Consider the following 24,846-nt stretch of genomic DNA (forward strand, 5'->3'; position numbering starts at 1 on the left):
GTGCTGTCTGAGCCTGTCATCCTGACAACATGGACGACAGAATCACGCTCCGCTTCATGGCCGCTCCGCAGGACGCGGCGGCCGGCGGCGCCACCGTGGCGGCCGGTCGGGTGCTCGAGTGGATCGACAAGGCGGGGTACGCCTGCGCCGTCGGCTGGAGTTCTTCGTACTGCGTCACCGCCTACGTGGGCAACGTGCACTTCACCCGGCCGATCGCCTCGGGCGAGATCATCGAGGCCCACGCCCGCATCATCCACACCGGACGCACCAGCATGCAGGTGCTCGTGACGGTGGAGTCGGCGGATGTGCGCAGTCGCGACTTCGCACCGGCCACGCACTGCATCCTCGTGTTCGTCGCGGTCGACGACGCGGGGCGGCCGCAAGAGGTCCCGCACTGGTCGCCGACGAGCGAGAGCGACCGGATGCTCAACGCCCGCGCCGAGGAACGGCTCGCCCCGCGGCGCGCCATCCGCGACGCCATGCAGCAGCAGACGTATTCGGCAGAGGGCACGACGCCGAGCACCGTGTTCCGCTTCCTCGCGGCGCCCGGCGACGCGAACTGGGGTGGGAACGCGCACGGCGGAACCGTCATGCGCTGGATCGACGAGACCGCGTTCGCGTGCGCCGCCGGATGGACGTCGGCCTCGGCCGTCGCGGTGTACTCGGGCGGCATCCACTTCTACCGGCCGATCCGGATCGGGCACATCGTGGAGGTGGCCGCGCGGCTCATCCACACCGGGCCGCAGAGCATGCACATCGCGATCCACGTGCGGTCGGGCTCGCCGGAGACGCCGAGCGCGCTGGAGCTCACCACGCAGTGCATGAGCGTGTTCGTCGATCTGGATGCCGCGACCGGGCGCTCTCGCCCCGTGCCCACCCTCCCGCTCGTCTCCGAGGAGGACCGGCGGCTCGACGCGCACGCCCTCGACCTCATCCGCTTGCGCGCGGGCCTCGAGGCCCTCCCGCTCGCGTCGGCGCCCGTCCCGGCGTAGCGGGGCCGGGGTGGCGCACTGACCCGCACGTTTTGGCGCCTCCCCCGCCGCTCGATCCGCAAATCCGTGCGGATGAGCACCCGACTCCGGGCGGTGTGGGGCGGGGCTTCGGCGTGGCGGCGAGGACGAGGCGCGGCGCCTGGGTGACGGGACGCGCTGATCCGCACGGTTTGGCGCCTACCCCGCCGCTCGTTCCGCAAATCCATGCGGATGAGCACCCGGCGCCGAGCGGCGGGGCGCGGGGGTCAGCCGGCGGCGAGGCGCTCGAGGGCGTCGAGGGCGGGGCGTTGGCCCGCCAGGATCTTGACGCGTGCCTCCGGGAGGGGAAACCAGCGGGCGTCGTCGATCTCGGGGAACTCCTGCCGGCGGCCGGAGCGCGGCGGCCATTCGAGCTCGAAGGTGTTGCTCACGACCACCTCGGGCACGGCGGAGGTCTCGGCTGCGAACACGGCGATCACCTTGCGCGAGGGCTGCCGGAACTCGCCGAGCAACACGTACTCGACCTCGGGCGCCGGCGCCCCCGTCTCCTCGGCGAACTCGCGCCGGGCGGCGGCGAGCGCCTCCTCCTCGGCGCCGTACTCGCCCTTCACCACCGACCACGAGCCCTCGTCTTTGCGCGCCCAGAACGGTCCTCCCATGTGCGCGATCCACACCTCGACGCCGCCGTCGCGACGCCGCCAGGGCAGGATGCCCGCACTCAGCACCGGCATCCGTCACCCCTCCGTCGCGGCGAGCGTGGTAGCGGGCGTCGAGACGGGCGCGAGGGTCGCCGTCGTGCGCATCCGGAGTTCGAGGGCGCCGGGCTGCTCGACGAGGTCGAACGCGACCCCGATCGACGCGATCTCGGCCAGCGAGGACACGTGCGTCCCGCCGCAGGGGATGCTCACCGCGCCGTCAGGAAAGTGGCACGTCCAGGTGCGGCGCCCGCTCAGGCCGCGTGCGTCGCCATCCTGTCGCACTTCGACGCGGGCTCCGGATGCGCACCACTCCGCGAGCTGCGCGTCGACCTCGGCGGCCAGCACGGCGAGCGGGCCGGACGGACCCGACGTGCCTTCCGGGAGCTCCACTCCCTCCGTGAGCACCGCGGGCGCGAAGCCCTTCTTGCGGAGCGACTTGCCGATTCGGTACACGTCGAGCGATCCGTTCTCCTCGATTGTCGACGACTCGATCGCGAGCTGGTCGAAGTTCGGACGGCCCCGGCCATCGCGCGCGACATCCTTGGTCCAGGCGCCGGCCAGCGCCTCGTTGAGGGCGAGCGACGCCAGATGGCAGGCCGTGTGCCCCGCCGACAGCGCGCGCCGATACCCCGCGTCGACCTCGACGAGCGCCACCGCACCCTCGACGAGCGCCCAGCTCCCCTCATCGGCCGGCACCATCGAGTCTCCAGAATCCGCCGCATTCGACGGCGCGATTCCGTCGATTCTTGGCGACTCGAGGAGGGGTACGGACGAGGGGTCGAGAACGTGAGCCACCACGAAGGTCCAGCCGTCGGCACCGGGGCGGACCGGGACATCGGGGCCGAGGAACAACTGCACCCCGTCCGTCGCTCCCACCACGCAGTCGACGACGGGGAAGGCCAGACCGCCCACCAGGAGACCGGCCCGATCCGCCCCCTGGTCGGGCCACGCGGCATCGACCGGATGGCACGCCGTCTCGTCGAGCAGCACCGCCACCCGCCCGCCGTCGTCGAGCGGCTCGACGTGGAGCACGACCCCCGACGAGACCACCGCCCCGGACGGATAGGTGACGACGGTGTCGACGCGCGGGAGAGTCATGTCCGCCATTTTCCCACTCAATCCATAGCGGCCTCATAGACTGCCTCCCTAGCGTCTATCCGTCGCATCCGGCACGACACCGGCCGTCGATCCCAGCGAGCAAGGAGCACCCGCGGCATGAGCCCAGCGAAGCCCGACAAGAGCATGTACGACGGGCTCTCGAAGAAGGACCGCCAGGCGCTCTCCCGCGAGATCGCGCGCATCCAGCGCGAAGAGGAGCAGCGGCGCAAGAAGCGCAACCGCGTCATCCTCATCACGAGCCTCATCACCGTCGGCGTGCTCGCGCTTGCTGGCACCGGATGGGCGGTCTACAGCGGCATCCGCGCCACCTTCGTCGGCCCGCTCAACATGTTGAGCGACGGCATCCTGTTCACCGGCGACCCGGCGAACGCCACCTCCACCGAGACGGCGACCGCCACCGCGACCAGGACGGCCGCCATCCAGCCGGATGCGCAGCCCGTCGCCTCCGATCTCGACACCTCGACCGTGCTCCGCATCACCGAGTACGTCGACTACTCGAGCCCCGACGTCGCGAAGTTCGAGACCGCGAACGGTTCGGCCCTGCAGTCGTACGTCTCCGCCGGCTACGCGAGCCTCGAACTGCACCCGGTCGCCCTCGAAGGCGCCGGGAGCTCCGACAGCTACGCCACCCGCGCCGCCAACACCGTGGCCTGCGTGGCCAACACCACCCCGGATGCCGCCCTCGTCGTGCACAACGCCCTGGTCGCCGCACAGTCGACCCTCCCCGACGGAGGCCTCAGCAACGACGACCTCGTCGCCCTCGTGCAGAAGGCGGGCGTCACCGACCCCGCCATCGCCAGCTGCATCACCGGCAACGAATTCGACGACTGGGTCGCGAACTCCACCGCCCGAGCGCAGAAGAATATCCCGAACTCCGACGTCACGGCGCTCACCACGGTGCCGCTCGTCGTGATCGACGGCACGGCCTACACCGGAGCGCTCGACGACACCGAGGCGCTCAACACCTTCATCACCGACGTCTTCACGAAGGCGTCGGCGGCGGCCGGCACGGATGCGACGGGCACCGACGGCGCCACCCCAGCCCCCACCGGGTCCCCCGCACCCACCGACACCCCGGTCCCCACCGACGGCCCGGCCGAGTAGCGACGCCGAGCGGGCTCAGTCGAGCAGGCCCAACCGCCCCACGGCCTGCTCGGCCTCGGCGCGGTTCGCCACGCCGAGTTTGCGGTACACGCTCCGCAACTGCGACTTCACGGTGTTCTGGCTCACGAACAGCCGGTTCGCGATCTCGGCGACGGATGCTCCCGACACCAGTTCGGCGAGCACCGATCGTTCGCGCGGCGACAGCGGGACCGTCGAATCCATCTCGGGAAGGAAGCTCCCCCGCTCCCGCACCCGGTCGAGGACGGCCCCGGCCGACCCGGCGAGCACGGTCGCCGGCACCAGCGCCACGAGCGCGTCGAAGTCGCCGCGCCGGATCACCGTCAAAGCCGAATACAGCCGCGCCGACTCGATGAGGGCCAGGGCCTGCTGGAACGCCTCCCCCGCCTCCCGCTCCCATCCGCTGCGCAACCGCGTCACGGAGTGCAGCACGAGCGCCTCGGCGATCACCCGCTGAGCCGAGGTCGCGACGGTGAGGAGCGGCTCGACCGTGCGGGCGACGGCCTGCAGGTCGCCCGTGAGCATGTCGATCTTCGCCTGCTCGAGCTGCAGGTAGTACGTCGACGGGGGCGTCGACTTCTGCCCGGCCAGAGCCTGCCGCGCCCGCGCGGGCTGCTCCAGCTCGATGGAGAGCTCGGCACGCGCCACGGCCACGAAGTGCCCACTGATGCCGTTCGCGGTGAGCTCGGGTGGACGGCTCTGCACGGCCGAGTCGATCTGCGTGAGCACCCGCCAGGCATCGCCCGTGTGTCGCGCGAGCCGGGCACGGAGATAGAGGATGACGGCCCAGTACTCCGGCGCCTTCGCCACATCGACGTAGACGTCGAGCACCTCGTCGGCCTCCTCGTATTCGAGTCGGTCGATGTGTCCGAGGGCCCGGCTGAGGTGGGCCGTGATGCCGTAGCGCTTGGAGGTCCAGTCCGGCGTCACCCCGGGTGGGTCGCCGCGCGGAACGCGATCGAGCCAGGCCTCCGCCTCCGCGGTCTGGCCGGCAATGGTGTGCAGCCAGGCGAGACTACCGGCCGAGCTCTGGTAGATCAGCTCGTTGCCGGTCACCGCGGCGAGGTCGTGGGCATCCTGGAACTCCCGGAACGCCTCCGTGCTCTGCCCGGCCGCCTCGCGCACCTTGCCCCATTGGCTGTGCAGGTCGGGCAGGGAGTACTGCATCTCCACCACGGCCTCGTCGGTGGCGTCTCCGAGGGCTTCGCGAGCCTCATCGACCCACCGCACGGCCCGGTCGAGACGGCCGGCGACGCGCGCGGCCGCGGCCCGGCTGGTGAGCTCGACGAGCACGTCGATGAGCGCCGAGGAGAGCCCGGGAGGCGCTGTGTCGCGAAAGCGCAGCGGGCGCGGCGCGTCGCCGACGGGGAGGTAGCTGAGGTAGTTCTGCGCCGAGATCCAGCGCGGGTTGGCCGCCACGACGGCGTCGGGCAGGGCGGCGACGGCGTCGCGGATGACGGCGGGGTCGGCGAGGATGAGGGCCGACCAGTTGCGCTCCACGAGGGTCTGCACCGCGTCCCAGTCGGCGCGGGAGACGGCATCCTGCAATTCCTGCGAGATCGCGGATCGTTCAGAGGGGTCGCTCACGACAGTCTCTTTTCGTCCGAGCACAGCCCCACCAAGCCTTGCTCGTGGGCAGAGCTTCGTCATCCCCTACGAATTCCGGACCCGCCCGGATGCGCCCACGTGTCGAGTGTAACGCCCCCGACGGGTGCACGAAGACCCTCCGGACGGTGGACGAGAGGTGAACGGAAGGGTGAGTCGGCGCCGATTGACTAGGTAAGCCTAACCTAACTAGTATCGGGACGATCGCCCGGCGGCGCCCCCGCCCCTTCTTCGAGTTCGGACTGATGACCTCTCTCACGCCCCTCCGCCGACGCGCCCACGCGGGCCTGGCCCTCGCGCTCGGCGTCGCCGCCGCCGCCGTCACCCTCGGCGCCTGCTCGAGCCACGCGGGCGGCGCGGGCGGAGCGGCCGGCGCCTCCGCCGAGGGGCCGTGCCTCTCCTCCGACGTCTCTCTGTCCGACCTGCCGCTCGCGCCCGATCCGAAGACGCACCAGGGCGAATCGACCGCCTGCCTTTCCGACACCGGCGTCATCCCCGTGACGACGGATGCCGCGCCCGTCCTTCCGGCGACCGTCACCGACAACCAGGGCACCGTCGTCACCGTCGCCGACACGAGCCGCATCCTCGCGCTCGACATCTACGGCTCCCTCGCGGCCACGGTCTTCGGCCTGGGGCTCGGCGACAGCGTCGTCGGGCGTGACTCGTCGACGAGCTTCGCCGGCGCATCCGACCTCCCGCTCGTGACGCAGAACGGACACGAGCTGAACGCCGAGGCGATCCTCGAACTCGATCCGAGCGTCATCGTCACCGACTCCTCGATCGGGCCGTGGGACGTGGTGCTGCAGATGCGCGAGGCCGGCATCCCGGTGGTGGTCACGACTCCGGAGCGGAATCTCGACAACGTGGGCGAGCTCGTGGGCATGGTGGCGTCGGCGCTCGGCGTTCCGTCCGCCGGGGCGGAACTGACGGCGCGGGTCACCGCGGAGATCCAGGACGAGGTGGCGGCGATCGCGGCCGTGACGCCGAGCGATCTGGCCGATCGGCCCCGCATCCTCTTCCTCTACGTGCGCGGCAACGCCGGTGTGTACTACATCTTCGGCGAGGAGTCAGGGGCGGATGCGCTGATCCGGGCGCTCGGCGGCATCGACGTCGCGGGCGAGATCGGGTGGCAGGGCATGCGGCCGATGACGGCCGAGGCGCTCGTGAAGGCGCAGCCCGACATCCTGCTGATGATGACCAAGGGCCTCGAGTCGGTGGGCGGCGTCGACGGGCTGCTCGAACGCATCCCGGCGGTCGCGGAGACGCCCGCCGGGGCGAACCGGCGCATCGTCGACATGAGCGACTACGAGATCCTGAGCTTCGGCCCGCGCTCGGCCGCCGTGCTCGACGCCCTCGCCCGCGCCATCTACGCCCCGGATGCCTCGGGCGCGGCCCGATGACCCGCGTCACTCCCTCGGTGGGCGCGGACGGTGCGCCGGGCGACGCTCACCCGCACGGTTTGGTGGGAACCGGGAACGCGGGTAGCGCCAGAACGCGCGGATCAGCGGCGGATGCCACTCGCCCGCTGCTCGCGGACGACGCCACCCCCGTGGCCGATGCGCCCGACGACACTCACCCGCACGGATTGGCGGAAACCGGGAACGCGGGTAGCGCCAGAACGCGCGGATCAGCGGCGGATGCCACTCGCCCGCTGCTCGCGGACGACGCCACCCCCGTGGCCGATGCGCCCGACGACACTCACCCGCACGGATTGGCGGAAACCGGGAACGCGGGTAGCGCCAAAACGCGCGGATCAGCGGGCGGCGTGGGGGCGGGCGGCGGCGGGAGCCTGGAGGCGAGTGTCGATCCGCTGCCGCGGCGGCGTGTGGGAGGCGGGCGGCGCGCGGTCTTGTTCGGGGTGCTCGCGGTGGCTCTGGTGGTCGTGTCGCTCGTGGCGGCGGGAACGGGGCAGCTCGCCATCGCGCCCGACGAGGTGCTCGGGTCGATCCTGCACCGCATCGGCGTGACGATCTGGCCGCTGCCGTCGCATCCGAACGGGGACAGCGCGCTGTGGAACATCCGCTTCCCCCGCGTGGCGATGGCCGTGCTCGTCGGCGCAGCCCTCGCGGCCAGCGGCATGATCATGCAGGCGATCTTCGGCAACCCGCTCGCCGAGCCCGGAGTCGTGGGCGTCAGCTCGGGCGCGGCGCTCGGCGCGGCGGCCACGATCGTGCTGGGCCTCAACTTCCTCGGCGACTGGACCATCGCCTTCGCCGCCTTCGTCGCCGGTCTCGCCGCCACCCTGCTCGTCTACGCCGTCTCGCGCGCGAACGGCAAGACCGAGGTGGTGACCCTCGTGCTCACCGGAATCGCCGTCAACGCCTTCGCCGGTGCGGGTCTGGCGCTGTTCATGTTCCTGGCCGACACGCAGTCGCGCGAGGCCATCGTGTTCTGGCAGCTCGGCAGCCTCAACGGATCGCGCTGGCAAGACGTTCTCGTGGTGCTCCCGGTCGTGGTGGTCGGCATCGCGGTCGCGCTCGTGCTCTCACGCCGCTTCGACCTGCTCTCGCTCGGCGAGAAGGCCGCGCGGCACCTCGGGGTGAACGTGGAGGCGCTACGGATCGTGTCGATCGTGCTCGTGGCGCTGCTCGTGGGCGGGGCGGTGGCGTTCGTGGGCATCATCGCGTTCGTGGGGCTCGTCATCCCGCACCTGATGCGCATGATCATCGGCCCCGCGCACCTGCCGCTGCTCATCGCCTCGACTCTCGGCGGCGCGGTGCTGCTCGTGGCGGCCGACCTGGTGGCGCGCACGGCCATCCCGATGGCGGACCTGCCGATCGGGCTTCTCACGTCGCTCATCGGCGGCCCCTTCTTCTTCTGGCTCCTCCGCCGCACCCGCAAGAAGGCCGGGGGCTGGGGATGAGCGTCTTCTCCGCGCGCGCCGATCGCCGGCGACCCGTCAGAAACGGTCGGAATAGCGCGTCGATAACGACAGGAACTGACGGGTCGACACCCGGCGAGACGGATGCGCGGGGCCTGGCAGGCGAAGCCGCCCTGCGCGTGCGTGGGGCGAGCGTCGAGATCGGGGGCGCGCGCATCCTGAGCGATGTGTCGTTCGACGCGGCTCCGGGCGAGGTCGTGGCGCTGATCGGGCCGAACGGCGCCGGGAAGTCCACGCTGCTCTCGGTCGTGACCGGCGACCAGGCGGTGACGGCCGGGACCATCGAGATCGCCGGACGCCCGCTCGCCGACTGGAGCCTGCGCGAACTCGGGCGGCGGCGCGCGGTGCTGCTGCAGCAGAACGGCGTGTTCTTCCCGTTCACGGTGCGCGAAGTGGTGGAGATGGGGCGGGCGCCGTGGCAGGGCACCCCGCGCGACGCCGACGACGACCGCGTGGTGGAGGAGTCGATCGCACTCACCGAGACCACGCGGTTCCGCGACCGTCCGTTGCCGTCGCTCTCGGGCGGCGAGCGGGCGCGGGCGTCGCTGGCGCGCATCCTGGCGCAGGAGACGGGCATCCTGCTGCTCGATGAACCGACCGCCGCGCTCGACCTGCGGCACCAGGAGGACGTGCTGCGGATCGCCCGCGATCGCGCCCGTGCCGGGGACTGCGTCGTGGTGGTGCTGCACGACCTCAGCCTCGCGGCCGCCTACGCCGACCGCATCGTGCTCATCTCGGGCGGCCGCGTCGTCGCCGACGGTGCGCCGGATGCCGTACTCACCCCCGACCGGCTCGCCGCTGTCTACGAGCTCGACGTCGACGTCATCCGCCACCCCGTCACCGGCACCGCCGTCGTGCTCCCTCGCCGCGCGCCCGCCACCCCGCCCACCGAATCGCCAAGACGCGCCGCAACGACCGCCACCATTCCGTCGGATTCCGGCGACTCGATGCCGGCATCCACCCTCGAGGAGACGACATGAACCGAACGACGAAGATCCTCGCCGCACTGAGTGTGGCTGCGGGGGTGATGCTCGGATCGACGGTGGGTGGGGCGGCCGCACCGGCGCAGGCCGCCGGATCGGTGCGGGTCGTCGTGACCGCCCAGCCCGAACTCGTGGGCGTGGCCGACCCGAACTACCTCACCGAGGTGACGGTCACGGGCAGCGGATTCCAGTCGGTGCCGAGCGGATTCGGCGGCATCTACGTGTTCTTCGGCTGGGTCGACGGCGGCGCCTGGGCACCCAGTCAGGGCGGAGCGACCGGTTCGACCTACCGCTACGTCTACGACGACGAAGCGAACCCCGTCGGTTATCAGCTGTTCGTGAGCTTCCCCGGGTCGTCGACCGAGTACGCCGCGAACGGCGGCGAGGTGTCGGCCGCGGGCGACTGGTCGGGCACGATGAAGATCCCCGGGTCCTCGTTCGAGTCGTACGACCGCAACGGCGACGTCACGACGGTCGACTGCCTCCAGGTGCAGTGCGGCATCATCACGATCGGCGCGCACGGCGTGGTGAACCCGAGCAACGAGAGCTTCACGCCCATTTCGTTCCAGGACCTCCACTCGGGTGACGCGGCGGCGGCCGCTGCGGCCGAGGCGGAGAAGGCAGCGGCGGATGCGGCCGCGGCCGCCGCGGCCGCCGATGCAGCGGCCTCCGATCCCGTCGCGGACGGAGCGGCCGAGACGGATGCCCCCGCCCCCGTCTCCACCACGATCATCGCGGCGCCCACGGCGGCCTCCGACGACGGCAACCTCGTGCCGCTCCTGCTCGGCGCGGTCGGTGGAGTGGGCACCCTGGCCCTGGCGGCCATCGGATTCCTCGTCTGGGCCGTGCTCAGCTCCCGCAAGCGCGCCCTCACCCCTGCCGCCGCTGGCGCCCCGGCGCCCGTGGTGGGAGGTCGACCCGGTGAAGCGGATGCCGCCGCCGGATCGTCGCAGGCGGGCGGCGTCGGTGGGGCCTCCGCCACGGCTGACAGCTCCGGCGCCGAGCGGGGAGCCTGACGTGCGTCGCCGATCGAGCGGCGGGATTCGCGCCGTCGCAGTGGCTGCGGCCCTCACGACTGCGTGCCTCACGGCGGCGCTCGCCCCCACCGCGGCCTTCGCCGCGACCCCGTACACCGCCTCGCAGGCTGCCGCTCCGCTCGACGCCACCCCGAAGGCGCTGTCGTCGAACGCGACGTCGAGTCCGATCTCCACCGCGACCGCCGCGGCCCTCGGCAGCGCGGATGCCGGGACGGATGCCGGCATCAGTCCCGCCGCCGGCCCCGATGGGCACGATTCGGAGGCGCCCTCCCTCGATGCCAGCCCGACTCCGGTCGACGACGCACCCGCCCCCGCACCGGCACCCGCACCCGCACCCGCGGCAGGTTCTCCATCCGCTCCTGACGCCGAGCCGGCGGCGGAGACACCCGATGCAGCGCCGAAACCAGCCCCCGCCGACTCCACCGAAGCCCCCTCCGTGATTGAGAGCGGATCCACCGACCTCCTCGATCCACCGGCTTCCGTCGCCCCCGGAGCAGCAGCCTCCGCGCCCACCCCGCCGGCAGCACCCGCAGCGGCCCCGGTCGCGCCCACCCCATTTCCCGCCTCCACCTGGGCCGCCGCCGCCACGCCCGGCCCGGGCCAGGTTCTGGTGCAGACCGACCCCGCCGGCGTCGACTACGCCGTCGACATCTCCTGGGCCCCGCCCGCCTCCGCGGCACCCCTCGGTTACCGGGTCGAGCTCTTCGCGGGCCGGTCGGTCACCAACTCCAACGCCCTCATCGCCCGCGCGGACGTCGACGCGACCACGACCCGCTACCGCGTCGAGGGCGTCGGCTTCGGGTCCACCACGGTCGTCGCCCGCGTCACCCTGCTCGACGGGGCATCCGCTCTGCCCGGCGCCCTTCTCAGCGAACCCTCGGTTCTGCCCGCGTCCAGCACCGGCGCCCTCTCCGACAGCCGCGCGGGCACGCCGACACTGACCTCGCCCACGGCCGACGGGTTCACCGTGACGTGGGATGCCGCCACCGGCGACCCCGCCCCCGCCGGCTACGCCCTGCGCATCCTCGAACGCCGTCACGACCAGGCGGCGACGAGCGCCAACTCGTTCATCACCGCCACCCTCGACGTCGGCGCCACGACCTCGGCGGTCGTGACCGGACTCCAGGGCTCGAGCCGCTACCTCGCCGGCGTCGTCGCCTACGACCTCGTCGACGGCGTGAAACGGTTCCGCCCGTCGTCGCCGACGAGCAGCGTGCCCGCCTGGTCGACCGAGTACGCGGCGCAGACGCTCGGCTCGCGTGCCCCCGCCACCGAGTGGTCGAGCACCCCGCCCGCGCCGACCGCAGATTCGGCGAGTTCACTGACCTGGCAGGGCACCCCCACCACCGGTCGCTACACCGGCGGCTCCCCGATCACGGGCTACCGGGTCGACCTCCTCGGGGCCGGCATCGGCCTCGTGTCGAGCGCCGACGTCGCGGTCGCCGAGCCCGCAGCCCCGCCCACAGCCCGATTCGGAGGCCTCACCCCGGGCACCGCCTACTCGGTGCGGGTCGCCGCCGTCAACGCCGTGGGCGTCGGCGACCTCTCCGACTTCAGCCCTGTCGTCACCACAACGGGAACCACGCCGGGCACTGCCCCGGGCAGCAAGCCGCCCGGCTACGCCGACCGCGCCGCCCTCGAGGCGGCGATCCGAGCGGGGTCCGTCGCCGACGCCACCGCGACCACGGGCGGACCCGTGACCGTCGAACAGGGCCAGGATGCGACGGTCCCCATTCCCTGGACGGGCACTCACAGCGGGGAGGCCTGGTGGTACGGTGACGCCACCTTCGCGGCGACCGTCTCGACCGACGGCACCACCCGACCGCACCTCACCGTCTCCACGAAGGATCTCCGTCCCGGCGCGCACTACCTGCTCTTCGTCAGCGACGACGCTCTCGACGGCGCCGCCGCAGCGCCCGGCGCGGAGACCAGCGTCGTCACCGTGAACGTGGTCGGGGCCGAAGCGGGCACCCCCGGCATCCTCACCCTCGACGACGCCGTCCTGCGCTGGGGCCTCAACGACGAGACCAACAACGGCGCCTACTTCGGCGGCTGCAACTACCTCTCGGCCGGGCGCACCCCCGATCCCGGTGGCTCGGTCGTGTTCGGTCCATCGCAGTACTCCGCCACGGCCGGCACCGTCTCCATCGAGAAACCGGATGCCTCGGGCCGCTACGTGCCCGCATCCTGGGACACGAAGTGCCTCGACCGCACCGGCGCGCCCCTCAGCTCAGGCACCGGCACACCCTACGGGGGCAACCAGTTCGTGATGACCGGCGGCACCGGACAGGTGGACACCGCCACGGGCGCGGCGACCATCCAGTGGACGGGCGACGTCACGGTGGTCTACTACGGTGGGCTCTCCTTCTGGTACCTCAGCGACCCGCAGCTCACCGTCGAGAACGGCACCGGCATCCTGACGGCCACGGTCGGCGGCTTCGGCACCGACATGGACGATCTCGCCAGGTGGGTGCCGCTCGCCGACCGCACGGTGACCCTCGCCACGTTCAGCGGCGCACAGGTGGGCGCCGACGGATTCACCGTGACACCGGACTACCGGGGCGTCCCGGTCTCCTTACCGTCCGGCCAGACCGCGCAGTCGCGCTCGGGTGCCGACTGGGGTGCCTTCCCGCAGAGCTTCATCGACTTCCATCTGGAGTCGGGGCAGGCCGCCTACTGGTATTCCAGCGGCGGCCAGGCGGATGCGGCGAAGACCGCTCAGCCGTTCACCGTCGGGTACGACGCGGCGACATTCACGCCGCCGACCGCACCCCAGCAATCGGCGGAGAAGGCGAGCGCCCGGGTACCGGCGGGCAAACTCCCCCCGCCGCGCTGGCCGGCGTCAGCGGTGCTCGGCGCCACTCCGACGGCCGTTCCGACGGTCTCGACGGATGCGCCGAGCTCGTCGGTCGTGATCATCGAGTCCCCGGTCTCCGCGGCCCTCACCGACGAGGTCGTCGTCCTGCTCGTCGCCCTGATCGCCCTGCTCGGCCTCGTCGTGGTGATCACCGGAGTGGGTGGCGGCCTGGTCGTACGGCGACAATTTAATTAGGTATGCCTACCCTTAGTAAGGGTAGGCTAACTCCGATCCTTTCCCTACGACTCGGAGTTCCTGTGAAAACACATCGCCCCATCCGGTCACGCGCGGGTGCAGCCCTCGCGACCGGCGTCGCCGCAGCCCTGGCGCTCTCCGCCCCGACCGCGGCACCCGCCCTCGCGGCAGAACCGGCCGCCGCTCCCGCCGCGCCCGCCCCGACCGCCGTCACCGGCGCCGTCTTCACCTGGGGGCTCAGTGACGAGGCCGGCAGCAAGGCCTTCGGCCCCGGCTACAACCTCCTCAGCGCCGGCAAGATCGCGAAGACCAGCGCGGGCGACGTGATCGCGCAGTCGGAGTGGCTGGCCTCCGCGGGCAACACGACCATCCAGAAGAAGCAGACCGACGGCAGCTATGCGACGTCGACCTGGGGCCGGTCTCTCGACCGATCCCTCGGGAGCTCCTCTCACCACCGGCGGTGGGCCGAGCGGCAACCGGGTCTCCATCACCTCCGGGACCGGCACCGTGGACGCCGCCGCCGACGACGCCGACATCAGCTGGACCGGCGACTTCACCGTCGCCTTCTACAGCGGACTCACGCAGTACTCGGTCAGCAACCCGCACCTCGTGGTCGACAACGGCACCGGCACGGTCACGGCGACCTTGAGCGGCTACGGCACGAGCATGGACAACCCCGACGAGTTCGCCGCCCTCCCCGACACCGAGGTGGTCCTCGCCGACCTGACCGGCGTCGACGTCACCGACGCCGGCTTCTCGGTCGCCCCCGAATACCTCGGCGTCAGCATCACCGCGCCCGAGGGAGCGGCCCCCCAGGTCACCACGGGCGACAGCTGGGGCTCGTTCCCGCAGAGCTTCGTCGACTTCCAGGGCCTCACCGGCCAGTCGTCGTACTGGTACTCCAGCGGCGGATCGTCGGATGCCGGCAAGGTCGCCCTCCCCATCGGCGTCACCCTCTCCGGCGCACCGACGGTGACGGTCTCCACGACCGCCGGGCTCGACCCGGCCACCGATGTCGTGACCGTCACCGGCACCGGCTTCGTCCGCAACGCTCCCGCCACCAACGGCACCCGCCCGCCGCTCGCCGGCAAGTTCGGCGGTGTCTACGTGGCGTTCGGCACGTTCCTGGACACCTGGAAGCCATCCGAGGGCGCGCCCTCATCGGCTCGCAAGACCTTCTCGACCGCGTGGGCGCTCGACGCCGCCGATGTGCAGTCGGTCGGCGGTGCCGCCGCGGGCGCGGTCGCGATCGACGCCGACGGCTCGTTCAGCGTGCAGCTCACCGTGCAGAAGGACTTCACCGGCGCCCTCGCGGCGGGCAACTACGGCATCTACACCTACCCCGGCAGCGGCGCGGTCTACGCCCCGTTCGAGACCTCCACCCCGGTGAGCTTCGAACTCCCGGATGCGTCGCGCATCGAGGGAGCCGACCGTTACGACGTGGCCGTGACGATCTCGCAGACCTCGCATCGGGTCACCTCGGACACGGTCTACGTCGCCAACGGAGCGGTGTTCTCCGATGCCCTGAGCGCGGCGCCCGCCGCCGCGAGCGACGACGCCCCGCTGCTCCTCACGCCTGCCGACCGACTGCTGCCCGCGGTCGCGGAGGAGATCGAGCGCCTGTCGCCGAAGACGATCGTGGTGGTCGGCGGCCCGAACTCCGTCTCGCCCGCTGTGTTCTCCGACCTGGAGGCGCTCGCCGGCGACTCGGCCGTGCGCATCGACGGCGCCGACCGCTATGCCGTCTCGCGCAACGTGGTGGAGTACGCCTTCGGCGAGACCGGCGCCACGACCGCGTACGTCGCCACGGGAACGAACTTCCCCGACGCGCTCTCCGCGAGCGCCGCCGGCGGATCGTTCGGCGCTCCGGTGCTGCTCGTGTACGGCTCCGCCACGGCGGCGGACGACGCCACGACGTCGACTCTCGGCGACCTCGGTGTCACCACGCTGAAGATCGCCGGCGGCCCGAACTCGGTGTCGCCGGGGATGGAGTCCTCGCTCGCGTCCGTGGCCCCGGTGACCCGCCTGTCGGGCGCCGACCGCTTCGAGGCGTCCATCAGTATCAACCACGACGCGTTCACGCGCGCCGACGACGTCTTCATCGCGACGGGACTGAACTTCCCCGACGCGCTGGCCGGTGCGGCGCTCGCCGCCTCTTCGACGGCCCCGCTCTACGTGGTGCCGAGCACCTGCGTACCGCAGGCCGCACTGATGGACATCGCCGGGCTCAACCCCGACCGCGTCACACTGCTCGGCGGGCCGGCGTCGCTGTCGCCGGAGGTGCAGTCGCTCACGGCCTGCGCCTCCTGACGCCCGCCTGAGCGCACGCCCGCCTGAGCAGCGAACGGCCCCTTCCTTGACAGGGAGGGGCCGTTCCGTTTTCCCGGCACGCGCGCTTGACCGCCCCTGTCTGCGCGTGTCATTCTTACTGAACGAATGGTCAGTAAGTAGCCGATGTGAGAGGGATTCGATGCCAGACGGTCTCGTGGGCGGACGCACAGCTCCGGGCTCACCGGAGGCGTCGGCCTTACGTCGGGTCGACGACCGGCCCGACCGGCTGCACCTCCGGCTCGACCGGCCCGCGGTGCGCAACGCGATCGATGCGGCTCTGGTGGAGCAGTTGCACGGCGTGTGCGCCGAACTCGAGGCGACCCCGCGCATCCTCATCATGAGCGGCGCCGGGGGCGTGTTCGCCTCAGGAGCCGACATCGCCGAACTGCGTGAGCGGCGTCGGGCGGATGCGCTGGCCGGCATCAACTCGCGCCTGTTCGCGCGCATCGCCGCCCTGCCGATGCCGGTGATCGCCGCCATCGACGGCTGGGCTCTCGGCGGTGGGGCCGAGCTCGCCTACGCGGCCGACTTCCGCATCGCGAGCACGACGGCGCGCATCGGCAACCCCGAGACCTCGCTCGGCATCATCGCGGCGGCGGGCGCGAGCTGGAGACTGGCCGAGCTGGTCGGCGAACCGGTCGCCAAGGAGATCCTTCTGGCCGGCCGCGTGCTGAGCGCCGAGGAAGCACTGGCGCTGCACCTGGTGACGGAGGTGCACGATCCCGCCGACCTCGATGCGGCGGCCGATGCGCTGGCCGACCGCATCGCCGCCCAGGATGCACAGGCCGTCCGCCTCACGAAATCGGTGTTCCACGCACCCCGGTCGGCGCATCCGGAGGTCGACGGGATCGCGCAGTCGGTGCTCTTCGAGTCACCGGCGAAGGTCGAGCGGATGACCGCGTTCCTGGAGAGGAAGAAGCGATGACCGATCCGTCCGGCGTCGAGGAGATTCCCACCGTTCCCGATGTCGTCGGCGTGGCCGGAGGCGGACGGATGGGGGTGGGGATCGCGCACGCGTTCCTTCTGGCCGGCGCGTCGGTCATCGTGCTCGAGCGCGACGACGACGCGGCCGAGCAGGCCCGAGCCGGCCTGCTGCGAGCCGCCCAGGCGAGCATCGACCGCGGAACCACACCCGAGACACTCGACGATCTCGAGGCCCGGATGTCGTTCACCGCCTCGGCCGATCCGCTCGCCACCACCGGGCTCGTGATCGAGGCCGTGCCCGAAGACCTGGTGCTGAAGCTCGAGGTGCTGGCTCGCGTCGAAGCGGTGCTGCCCGGCGACGCCTGGCTGGCCTCGAACACCTCCTCGCTCTCGATCGACGACCTCGCCGCCACCCTCGACCGCCCCGAGCGCTTCTGCGGTCTGCACTTCTTCAACCCCGTGCCCGCATCGGACCTGGTGGAGATCGTGCGCGGTTCGCATACCGCTCCCGCCCTGATCGAAGCGGCGCGCGGCTGGGTCGCGGCGATCGACAAGACGCCGATCGTGGTGAAGGATTCACCCGGCTTCGCGAGTTCGCGACTCGGTGTCGTGATCGCGCTGGAGGCCATCCGGATGCTCGAAGAAGGTGTGGCGAGCGCCGACGACATCGACACCGCGATGGTGCTCGGCTACAGGTTTCCCGTGGGGCCGCTCCACCTCACCGACCTGGTGGGGCTCGATGTCCGGCTCGGCATCGCCGAGTATCTCGAATCCACCCTCGGCGAGCGCTTCGCGGTTCCGGCGCTGCTGCGCGAGAAGGTCGCGGAGGGCAAGCTCGGGCGCAAGAGCGGCGAAGGGTTCTTCACGTGGCCGGCGTGATGAGCAGGTTCGTGATGCGGATCGTGCAGAGCCGCTCACCCTCCTCGTTTGTCAGCACCACCTCGTGCGAGGTCGTGGTGCGGCCGAGATGGATGGCCGTCGCCGTTCCGGTCACGAGGCCGGAGCGCGCGCTGCGGTGGTGGGTGCCGCTGATGTCGAGGCCCACCGCGGTCTTGCCGAGCGTCGAGGCGTGGATGACGGCGGCCCACGAACCGAGCGCCTCCCCGAAGGCCATCGAGGCGCCGCCGTGCAGCAACCCGAAGGACTGCCTGTTGCCTTCGACCGGCATCGTCGCCACCACCCGCTCGGCCGACTGCTCGAGCACCACGACGCCCATCGTGCGGTCGAGTTCGCCGAGCTCGATCGTCCACGGCCGGAGGGGCTCGCTGCCGGTCATCCTGGGTCCTCGTCTCTCGCGGGTCACCTCATCGTACTGAACGTTCGGCAAGCACCGAGAAAGGCCCTCTGATGTCCACGATCTCCCCCGTCTCCCCCTCCGCTGCCGCTGCCGCTGCCGCGACATCCTCGTCGCCTCGCACGCTGCAGAGCTACCTGCAGGGAGAGTGGCAGCAGCCGGTGGAGGCGGCGACAGCGGTCACGACGCTCGACGCCTCGACGGGCGAGCCGGTGGCCCTGGTCACCAGCGACGGACTCGACCTCGCCGCCGCGATCGACTACGCGCGCACGGTCGGCCAGGACGCACTGGGCCGCCTCACGTTCCACCAGCGCGCGCTCATCCTCAAGGCGCTCGCACAGCACCTCGATTCCGACGAGATCAAGGCGGGGCTCTACGAGGTGAGCGCCCGAACCGGCGCCACACGCCGCGACAGTCTGGTCGATGTCGACGGCGGCATCGGCGTGCTCTTCACCTACTCGTCGAAGGGGCGGCGCGAACTGCCGAACGCGTTCGCGATCGTCGACGGCGCGCCCGAGAACCTCGCCCGCGACGGGTCGTTCGGCGGGCAGCACCTCTACACGCGCATCCCCGGGGTGGCCTTCCAGGTGAACGCCTTCAACTTCCCGGTGTGGGGGATGCTCGAGAAGTTCGCCCCGGCGTTCCTCGCCGGGGTGCCGAGCATCGTGAAGCCGGCGACGCCCACGGCCTTCCTCACCGAAGCCGCGGTGCGCGCGATCGTCGACTCGGGTCTCCTGCCCGAGGGATCGTTGCAGCTGGTGAGCGGCTCGGTGCACGGCTTTCTCGACCTCCTCGACGTGCGCGACGTCGTGGGGTTCACCGGGTCGGCGTCGACGGCGTCGGCGTTCTCCGGCCACGAGAGCGTGCTCACCGGAGGCGTCGTGCTCACCTGCGAGACCGATTCGCTGAACGCCGCGATCCTCGGACCGGACGCGGTCGCCGGCACGCCGGAGTTCGACGCCTTCGTCGCCTCGGTCGTCGCCGAGATGACGGCCAAGGCCGGGCAGAAGTGCACGAGCATCCGGCGGGTCATCGTGCCGATCGGCGTGATGGATGCGGTGATCGCAGCCGTCGGCGCCCGGATCGACGCGCGCGTGACGCTCGGCGATCCGCGCGCCGAAGGGGTCACGATGGGTCCGCTGGCGAGCCTGGAGCAGAAGGCCGAGGTGCGCCGCAGCATCGAGGCGCTGCTCGCCGGCGGCGGCCGGATCGCGTACGGCTCGCTCGACGAGCCCGTCGTGACCCAAGCCGATGGCGCCGTCGGGTCGGCACCGTCGGGCGCGTTCCTCTCACCCGTGCTGCTGCGCTTCGACGACGCGGATGCGGACGCCGTGCACGAGGTCGAGGCTTTCGGGCCGGTCGCCTCCGTCATCGGCTACCGGGATCTCGGCGACGCCGTGCGGCTCGCCAACCGCGGGGGCGGATCGCTCGTGGCCACCGTGGCGAGCGCCGATCCGTCGGTCGTCGTCGCGCTCGTCTCGGGGATCGCGCCGTTCCACGGGCGGGTGCTCGTGCTCGACCGCGACGACGCCCGCTCGAGCACCGGCCACGGGTCGCCGGTGCCGCATCTCGTGCACGGCGGGCCCGGGCGTGCGGGCGGCGGAGAGGAGCTGGGCGGCATCCGGGCCGTGAAGCACTACATGCGGCGCACGGCGCTGCAGGGATCGCCCACGGTGCTGACGGCGTTGACCGGGCAGTGGCGCGCGGGGGCGGGCACGGATGCCGCCGCCTCCGACTCCCGCGAGCATCCGTTCCGTAAGCCGCTCTCCCGGCTGCAGCTCGGCGACGCCATCGCATCGGAGGCCCGCGAGGTCACACTCGACGACATCGGCCACTTCGCGGAGTTCACGGGGGACACCTTCTATGCGCACACCGACGAGGAGGCCGCGGCGGCGAATCCGTTCTTCCCGGGCCGCGTCGCACACGGCTACCTGCTCATCTCCTGGGCCGCCGGGCTGTTCGTCGACCCCGTGCCGGGCCCGGTGCTCGCGAACTACGGACTCGAGAACCTGCGCTTCCTCACACCGGTCTCCCCCGGCGACTCGATCCGGGTCACGCTCACGGCGAAGGAGATCACGCCGCGCGAGAACGAGGACTACGGCGAGGTGCGCTGGGACGCGGTGCTCCACAACCAGCGCGACGAGGTGGTCGCCACCTACGACGTGCTCACCCTCGTGGCCAAGGAGTAGTGGCTGATCCGCACGCTTTTGCGCCATGACCGCCGCGGGAAGCGCGAAAACGCGCGGATGAGTGCGTACTCAGGCCGAGGGGCGGGGGTGGAGGCCCTCGAAGGCGACGGTGATGACGTCGTCGGCGAGCTGGTCGGGGGTGAGCGGGCCGCCGGGCTTGTACCACTCGACGATCGAGTTGATCATGCCGAAGAGGAGCCTCGTGGTGGTGCGGGCGTCGACATCCGCACGGAGCGTGCCGTCGGCGCGCGACTCGTCGACCAGGGTCGCCACGGCGTGGTCGAAGTCGCGTCGGCGGGCGAGCGCCTCCCGCTCGAGCTCGGTGTTGCCGCGGAGGCGCAGCAGCAGGGTCACCGACGGCAGCTCCTCACAGAGCACGCGCACGGCGCCGCGCAGCACGAACTCGAGTCGGGCATCCGCCGTCCCCTCCTGCGCGCCGGGCAGGGAGAGAACGCCCTCCAGTTCGCCGAGTCCGCGCTCGAGCGCGAGCCGCAGCAGGTCCTCCTTGCTGCTGACGTGGTAGTAGATGGCCGATTTGCTCGTGCCGAGCCTCTCGGCGAGCGTGCCCATCGATGTGGCGTCGTAGCCGAACTCGTTGAACGCGGCGACGGCGATGTCGAGCACCGTCGCGAGGTCGTAAGGGGCTCGGCCCGAACGGCCGTTGCCGCCGCGCGGGGCGGACGGATCGGCGGGTCGTGGCTGGCTCATGGCTCCCGACTTTAGTCGACGACACCGCTTGTTCCCCGCATCGGTCGGTGTTATCGTTACTGAACGATCGGTAAGTAGCAGATCGGATGTCGCACAGGAGGTTCCATGGTCACCCCCACCGCAGTGGCGGCAGCGGCCGACGGCACCACCGACATCGACGACCCCCACGGAGACGGACTGCGCCGCTTCGAGGAGCTGCTCGCGAGCGAGAGCCGCGTCGAGCCGACCGACTGGATGCCGGCGGCCTATCGCAAGACGCTCATCCGCCAGATCTCGCAGCACGCCCACTCCGAGATCATCGGCATGCAGCCCGAGGGCAACTGGATCACGCGCGCCCCGAGTCTCAAGCGCAAGGCGATCCTCATGGCCAAGGTGCAAGACGAGGCGGGCCACGGCCTCTACCTCTACTCCGCCGCACAGACCCTCGGCATCGACCGCGAGGAGATGTTCGACCAGCTCATCACGGGCCGCGCGAAGTACTCGTCGATCTTCAACTACACCACCCCCACCTGGGCCGACATGGGGTCGATCGGCTGGCTGGTCGACGGCGCGGCCATCTGCAACCAGGTGCCGCTGTGCCGCGCGTCGTACGGTCCCTACGGGCGCGCGATGGTGCGCATCTGCAAGGAGGAGTCGTTCCATCAGCGGCAGGGTTTCGAGATCCTGCTCGCACTGATGAACGGCACCGAGGAGCAGCGGGCGATGGCCCAGGAGTCGGTGAACCGGTGGTACGCGCCGGCGCTGATGATGTTCGGGCCGCCGGATGACGACTCCCCCAACTCGAAGCAGAGCATGGCGTGGAACATCAAACGCTTCTCGAACGACGAGTTGCGCCAGCGCTTCGTCGACATGCTGGTGCCGCAGGCCGAGATCCTCGGGGTGACGCTACCGGACCCGGCGATCCGCTGGAACGAGGAGCGCGGTCACTACGACTTCGGCGAACTCCACTGGAACGAGTTCCGCGAGGTGCTGGCCGGTCGCGGGCCGGCCAACGCCATCCGTGTGTCGCGCCGCCGCACCGCCCACGAGAACGGCGCCTGGGTGCGCGAAGCGGCTCGTGCCTACGCCGACAAGCAGGCGGAGAGGATCGCGTCATGACCAGCCCCGGAGACTCCGGCACCCGCGAGACCTGGCCGCTCTGGGAGGTCTTCCTCCGCTCCTCGCGCGGCCTCTCGCACGTGCACGCCGGTTCGCTGCACGCGCCCGACGCCACGATGGCGGTGCGCAACGCCCGCGACCTTTACACCCGCCGCGGCGAGGGGGTCTCCATCTGGGTGGTGCCCGCCTCCGCCATCACGGCGTCGGATCCGGATGCGAAGGGCGAGTTCTTCGAGTCGCCCGAGGGCAAGGAATACCGGCACGCCACCTACTACACGGCGTCGGAGGCGGTGCCGCACCTGTGATCCCCAAGACGAGCAGGGCCTCCTCCACCGCCCTCACCCCCGAAGCCCTCGCCGAGTCGATCGCGGCCGAGGAGACGATGGCGCCCGAGCCCGTCGCCCTCTACGCGCTGGGGCTCGGAGACGACGCGCTCGTGCTCGCGCACCGCCTCGGCGAGTGGATCACGAACGCCCCCGAGCTCGAAGAAGACGTCGCGCTCGGCAACATCGCCCTCGACCTGCTCGGTCACGCCCGCAGTCTCCTCACCTACGCCGGCTCGGCCTGGGGCAGGAGCGAGGACGATCTCGCCTACTTCCGCGGGGAATCCGAGTTCCGCAACCGGCAGCTGTTCGAGCAGCCGAACGGCGACTTCGCGCAGACCATCGCTCGGCAGCTCTACGCCTCGGTCCACTTCGACGCCCTCTACCGCGCCCTGCGCTTGTCGAGCGATCCGACGCTCGCGGCCATCGCGGCGAAGGCGACCAAGGAGGTCGACTACCACCTCGACCACAGCGTGCAGTGGCTGCTGCGCCTGGGCCTCGGCACCGAGGAATCGCACCGGCGCATGCAGCGGGGGCTGGATGCGATGTGGCCGTTCGTGGACGAGCTGTTCCACCCCGACGCGGCAACGGATGCCGCGGGTGCACTCGACGGCGTCGCCGTCGACCCCGAGCCGCTGCGCGCGGCGTTCGACGATCGGGTGCCCCGGCTGATCGCCGATGCGGGCCTGACCGTGCCCACCATTCCGTTCGCGCGCGGGGGCGGCCGCGAGGGTCGGCACACCGAGGCGTTGGGCCCGATGCTGGCCGAGATGCAGGTGCTGGCCCGCGCGCATCCGGGGGTGACCTGGTGATCGCGACGGCGTCGAGCGAGCAGGAGACACTCGGGCAGGAGACACTCGAGCGCGAGGCGCGCCCGCGGCCGCTGGGCGAGGCGGAACGCGCGATCTGGGAGCTGGCGGCCACGGTCGTCGATCCCGAGGTCCCCGTGCTCACCATCGAAGACCTCGGCGTGCTGCGCGGCGTCACCTTCGCGACCGCGTCAGGCTCGGTCACGGTCGAGATCACCCCGACCTACTCCGGATGCCCTGCCGTCGACGCCATCCGCGACGACATCGTCGGAGTCCTGCACGGCAACGGCTACGACGACGTCTCGGTCACGGTGGTGCTCTCCCCGGCCTGGACGACGGATTGGCTGAGCGAGGAGGGTCGCTCCAAGCTGGAGCAGTACGGCATCGCGGCCCCGGCACCTCGCCGGAGCGACGGCGCCGTGAGCCTCGGTCTCGGCATCCGCTGCCCGCGGTGCGGGTCGATGCACACCCGTCAGTTGTCCCGTTTCGGGTCGACCTCGTGCAAGGCGCTCTACGTCTGCCGACGCTGCCAGGAGCCGTTCGACTACTTCAAGGACCACTGATGGCGCTGACCGAGACGCCGACCGGCATCCCGACGAAGGGCGCACGCCGCCGCGCCGCTTTCCACACCCTCACCGTGTCGGAGGTGCGCCCGCTCACCGACGACGCGATCGAGGTGTCGTTCGCCGTGCCGGACGAACTGGCCGACGCCTACGACTACGCGGCCGGCCAGTACATCGCCCTCCGCACCACCTTCGAGGGCGAGGAGGTGCGCCGCAGCTACTCGATCTGCCAGGCGCCGAGCCGCGGGTCGTTGAAGGTCGGCATCAAGCGCGACCTCGGGGGCCTCTTCTCCACCTGGGCGGTCGAGAACCTCGCGCCGGGAATGGAACTCGAGGTGATGAGCCCGGAGGGGCGGTTCACCGCGCAGGCACCCCTCGATTCCCCCGGTCATTTCGTCGGGGTGGCGGCGGGATCGGGCATCACGCCGATGATGTCGCTGATCGAGCACACGCTGCGCGAGAATCCCGCCGCCGTGTTCGAACTCGTCTACACGAACCGCACGGCGATGGACACGATGTTCGTCGACGAGCTCGCCGACCTCAAAGACCGCTACACCGCGCGCCTCGCGCTCCATCACGTGCTCACGCGCGAGAAGCGGAGTTCCGAGTTGCTGTCGGGCAGGCTCGATGCCGACCGGGTGCGGTCGATCTTCACCTCGTTGCTGCAGCCGGCGACGGTCGACGAGTGGTTCCTCTGCGGGCCGTTCGACCTGGTGCAGCTCTGCCGCGACGAACTCGCGGCCCTCGGTGTGCCGGCCGACGCCGTGCGCTACGAGTTGTTCACCACGGGCCGGCCCGAACGCCCGGCTGGCCAGGCCGGGCGCCCGGTCGCGACGGATGCCGGTAGCGCAGTGCACACCATCCGGTTCCGTCTCGACGGCACCACCGCCACCGTCACGAGCCCCGAGCACTCGCGGGAGAGCATCCTCAACGCCGCCCTGCGGGTGCGCCGCGACGTGCCCTTCGCGTGCGCGGGCGGGGTCTGCGGCACCTGCCGCGCGAAACTCGTCGACGGCGAGGTCGACCTGGTGGAGAACTACGCGCTCGAACCCGAGGAGCTCGCGCGCGGCTACGTGCTCACCTGCCAGTCGGTCCCCGCCTCCTCCGCGGTCACCGTGGACTACGACGCCTAGCGACCC

21 protein-coding genes are annotated in these 24,846 nt (G+C 71.4%); 16 read left to right on the forward strand and 5 right to left on the reverse strand.

Translation table 11 applies throughout. The annotated features are described in order from the left end of the window. The first annotated feature begins 29 nt into the window (after positions 1-29). Positions 30-992, forward strand: a complete 963-nt coding sequence (locus ACFJGU_RS05465) for an acyl-CoA thioesterase (protein ID WP_382308353.1) — start codon at positions 30-32, stop codon at positions 990-992. 245 nt (positions 993-1,237) lie between these two features. On the opposite strand, the gene ACFJGU_RS05470 is transcribed toward ACFJGU_RS05465, so the two are convergent. Beyond that, positions 1,238-1,702, reverse strand: a complete 465-nt coding sequence (locus ACFJGU_RS05470) for an NUDIX domain-containing protein (RefSeq protein WP_382308355.1) — start codon at positions 1,700-1,702, stop codon at positions 1,238-1,240. 3 nt (positions 1,703-1,705) lie between these two features. Continuing rightward, positions 1,706-2,767 carry a metal-dependent hydrolase gene (locus ACFJGU_RS05475; protein ID WP_382308357.1) on the reverse strand — a complete coding sequence of 354 codons (1,062 nt, stop codon included), beginning with the start codon at positions 2,765-2,767 and terminating at the stop codon, positions 1,706-1,708. A 117-nt stretch (positions 2,768-2,884) separates the two neighbouring features. Between ACFJGU_RS05475 and ACFJGU_RS05480 the strand changes: the two genes are divergently transcribed. Next, positions 2,885-3,892: a DsbA family protein gene (locus ACFJGU_RS05480; RefSeq protein WP_382308359.1), complete on the forward strand. Its 1,008-nt coding sequence runs from the start codon at positions 2,885-2,887 to the stop codon at positions 3,890-3,892. Positions 3,893-3,907: 15 nt separating this feature from the next. On the opposite strand, the gene ACFJGU_RS05485 is transcribed toward ACFJGU_RS05480, so the two are convergent. After that, positions 3,908-5,497, reverse strand: coding sequence for a LuxR C-terminal-related transcriptional regulator (locus ACFJGU_RS05485; RefSeq protein ID WP_382308361.1), 1,590 nt, complete (start codon positions 5,495-5,497; stop codon positions 3,908-3,910). Between the two features lie 263 nt (positions 5,498-5,760). Here ACFJGU_RS05485 and ACFJGU_RS05490 point away from each other — a divergent pair, with 263 nt between their 5' ends. The 8 genes from ACFJGU_RS05490 to ACFJGU_RS05525 all read left to right on the forward strand — a co-directional run bounded on the left by ACFJGU_RS05490 (position 5,761) and on the right by ACFJGU_RS05525 (position 17,602). Continuing rightward, positions 5,761-6,915 carry a hemin ABC transporter substrate-binding protein gene (locus tag ACFJGU_RS05490; protein WP_382308362.1) on the forward strand — a complete coding sequence of 385 codons (1,155 nt, stop codon included), beginning with the start codon at positions 5,761-5,763 and terminating at the stop codon, positions 6,913-6,915. A 389-nt stretch (positions 6,916-7,304) separates the two neighbouring features. After that, the gene (locus ACFJGU_RS05495) at positions 7,305-8,378 is read left to right on the forward strand and encodes a FecCD family ABC transporter permease (RefSeq protein ID WP_382310279.1); all 1,074 of its coding nucleotides are present in this window, start codon (positions 7,305-7,307) and stop codon (positions 8,376-8,378) included. A gap of 113 nt (positions 8,379-8,491) precedes the next feature. Beyond that, on the forward strand, positions 8,492-9,376 hold the full coding sequence (locus ACFJGU_RS05500; RefSeq protein WP_382310281.1) for a heme ABC transporter ATP-binding protein: 885 nt from the start codon (positions 8,492-8,494) through the stop codon (positions 9,374-9,376). Further along, positions 9,373-10,395, forward strand: a complete 1,023-nt coding sequence (locus tag ACFJGU_RS05505) for a hypothetical protein (RefSeq protein ID WP_382308364.1) — start codon at positions 9,373-9,375, stop codon at positions 10,393-10,395. Before ACFJGU_RS05500 ends, ACFJGU_RS05505 begins: the two co-directional genes overlap by 4 nt. Position 10,396: 1 nt before the next feature. Continuing rightward, the gene (locus tag ACFJGU_RS05510) at positions 10,397-13,468 is read left to right on the forward strand and encodes a fibronectin type III domain-containing protein (RefSeq protein WP_382308366.1); all 3,072 of its coding nucleotides are present in this window, start codon (positions 10,397-10,399) and stop codon (positions 13,466-13,468) included. Between the two features lie 396 nt (positions 13,469-13,864). Next, positions 13,865-15,778, forward strand: coding sequence for a cell wall-binding repeat-containing protein (locus ACFJGU_RS05515; protein WP_382308368.1), 1,914 nt, complete (start codon positions 13,865-13,867; stop codon positions 15,776-15,778). A 160-nt stretch (positions 15,779-15,938) separates the two neighbouring features. Then, on the forward strand, positions 15,939-16,724 hold the full coding sequence (locus tag ACFJGU_RS05520; protein ID WP_382308370.1) for an enoyl-CoA hydratase/isomerase family protein: 786 nt from the start codon (positions 15,939-15,941) through the stop codon (positions 16,722-16,724). Then, a complete protein-coding gene (locus ACFJGU_RS05525; RefSeq protein WP_382308372.1) occupies positions 16,721-17,602 on the forward strand; it encodes a 3-hydroxyacyl-CoA dehydrogenase family protein in 882 nt (293 codons plus the stop codon). The genes ACFJGU_RS05520 and ACFJGU_RS05525 overlap by 4 nt, the downstream gene beginning before the upstream one ends. On the opposite strand, the gene ACFJGU_RS05530 is transcribed toward ACFJGU_RS05525, so the two are convergent. Continuing rightward, entirely contained in the window at positions 17,586-17,999 is a 414-nt protein-coding gene (locus tag ACFJGU_RS05530) for a PaaI family thioesterase (RefSeq protein WP_382308374.1), read from the reverse strand. The genes ACFJGU_RS05525 and ACFJGU_RS05530 overlap by 17 nt on opposite strands. 71 nt (positions 18,000-18,070) lie before the next feature. On the opposite strand from ACFJGU_RS05530, the gene paaZ reads away from it, so the two are divergent. Then, positions 18,071-20,206, forward strand: a complete 2,136-nt coding sequence (gene paaZ / locus ACFJGU_RS05535; RefSeq protein ID WP_382308376.1) for a phenylacetic acid degradation bifunctional protein PaaZ — start codon at positions 18,071-18,073, stop codon at positions 20,204-20,206. 69 nt (positions 20,207-20,275) lie between these two features. On the opposite strand, the gene ACFJGU_RS05540 is transcribed toward paaZ, so the two are convergent. Beyond that, positions 20,276-20,914, reverse strand: coding sequence for a TetR/AcrR family transcriptional regulator (locus tag ACFJGU_RS05540; RefSeq protein WP_382308378.1), 639 nt, complete (start codon positions 20,912-20,914; stop codon positions 20,276-20,278). A gap of 105 nt (positions 20,915-21,019) precedes the next feature. Between ACFJGU_RS05540 and paaA the strand changes: the two genes are divergently transcribed. The 5 genes from paaA to paaE are packed head-to-tail and all read left to right on the forward strand — an operon-like array spanning position 21,020 to position 24,840. Further along, positions 21,020-22,012 (forward strand): 1,2-phenylacetyl-CoA epoxidase subunit PaaA, encoded by a 993-nt coding sequence (paaA, locus tag ACFJGU_RS05545; protein ID WP_382308380.1) that lies wholly within the window; start codon positions 21,020-21,022, stop codon positions 22,010-22,012. Next, positions 22,009-22,317 (forward strand): 1,2-phenylacetyl-CoA epoxidase subunit PaaB, encoded by a 309-nt coding sequence (gene paaB / locus ACFJGU_RS05550; RefSeq protein WP_382308382.1) that lies wholly within the window; start codon positions 22,009-22,011, stop codon positions 22,315-22,317. Before paaA ends, paaB begins: the two co-directional genes overlap by 4 nt. After that, complete coding sequence (gene paaC, locus ACFJGU_RS05555) at positions 22,317-23,147, forward strand: 1,2-phenylacetyl-CoA epoxidase subunit PaaC (RefSeq protein WP_382310283.1); 831 nt, start codon at positions 22,317-22,319, stop codon at positions 23,145-23,147. The genes paaB and paaC overlap by 1 nt, the downstream gene beginning before the upstream one ends. Beyond that, complete coding sequence (paaD, locus tag ACFJGU_RS05560) at positions 23,147-23,707, forward strand: 1,2-phenylacetyl-CoA epoxidase subunit PaaD (RefSeq protein WP_382310285.1); 561 nt, start codon at positions 23,147-23,149, stop codon at positions 23,705-23,707. Before paaC ends, paaD begins: the two co-directional genes overlap by 1 nt. Beyond that, a complete protein-coding gene (gene paaE / locus ACFJGU_RS05565) occupies positions 23,707-24,840 on the forward strand; it encodes a 1,2-phenylacetyl-CoA epoxidase subunit PaaE (RefSeq protein ID WP_382308384.1) in 1,134 nt (377 codons plus the stop codon). Before paaD ends, paaE begins: the two co-directional genes overlap by 1 nt. The last annotated feature ends 6 nt before the right edge of the window (positions 24,841-24,846 follow it).

Origin of the sequence: Herbiconiux sp. UC225_62 (assembly GCF_042694625.1) — a bacterium.
Lineage (GTDB): Bacteria > Actinomycetota > Actinomycetes > Actinomycetales > Microbacteriaceae > Herbiconiux.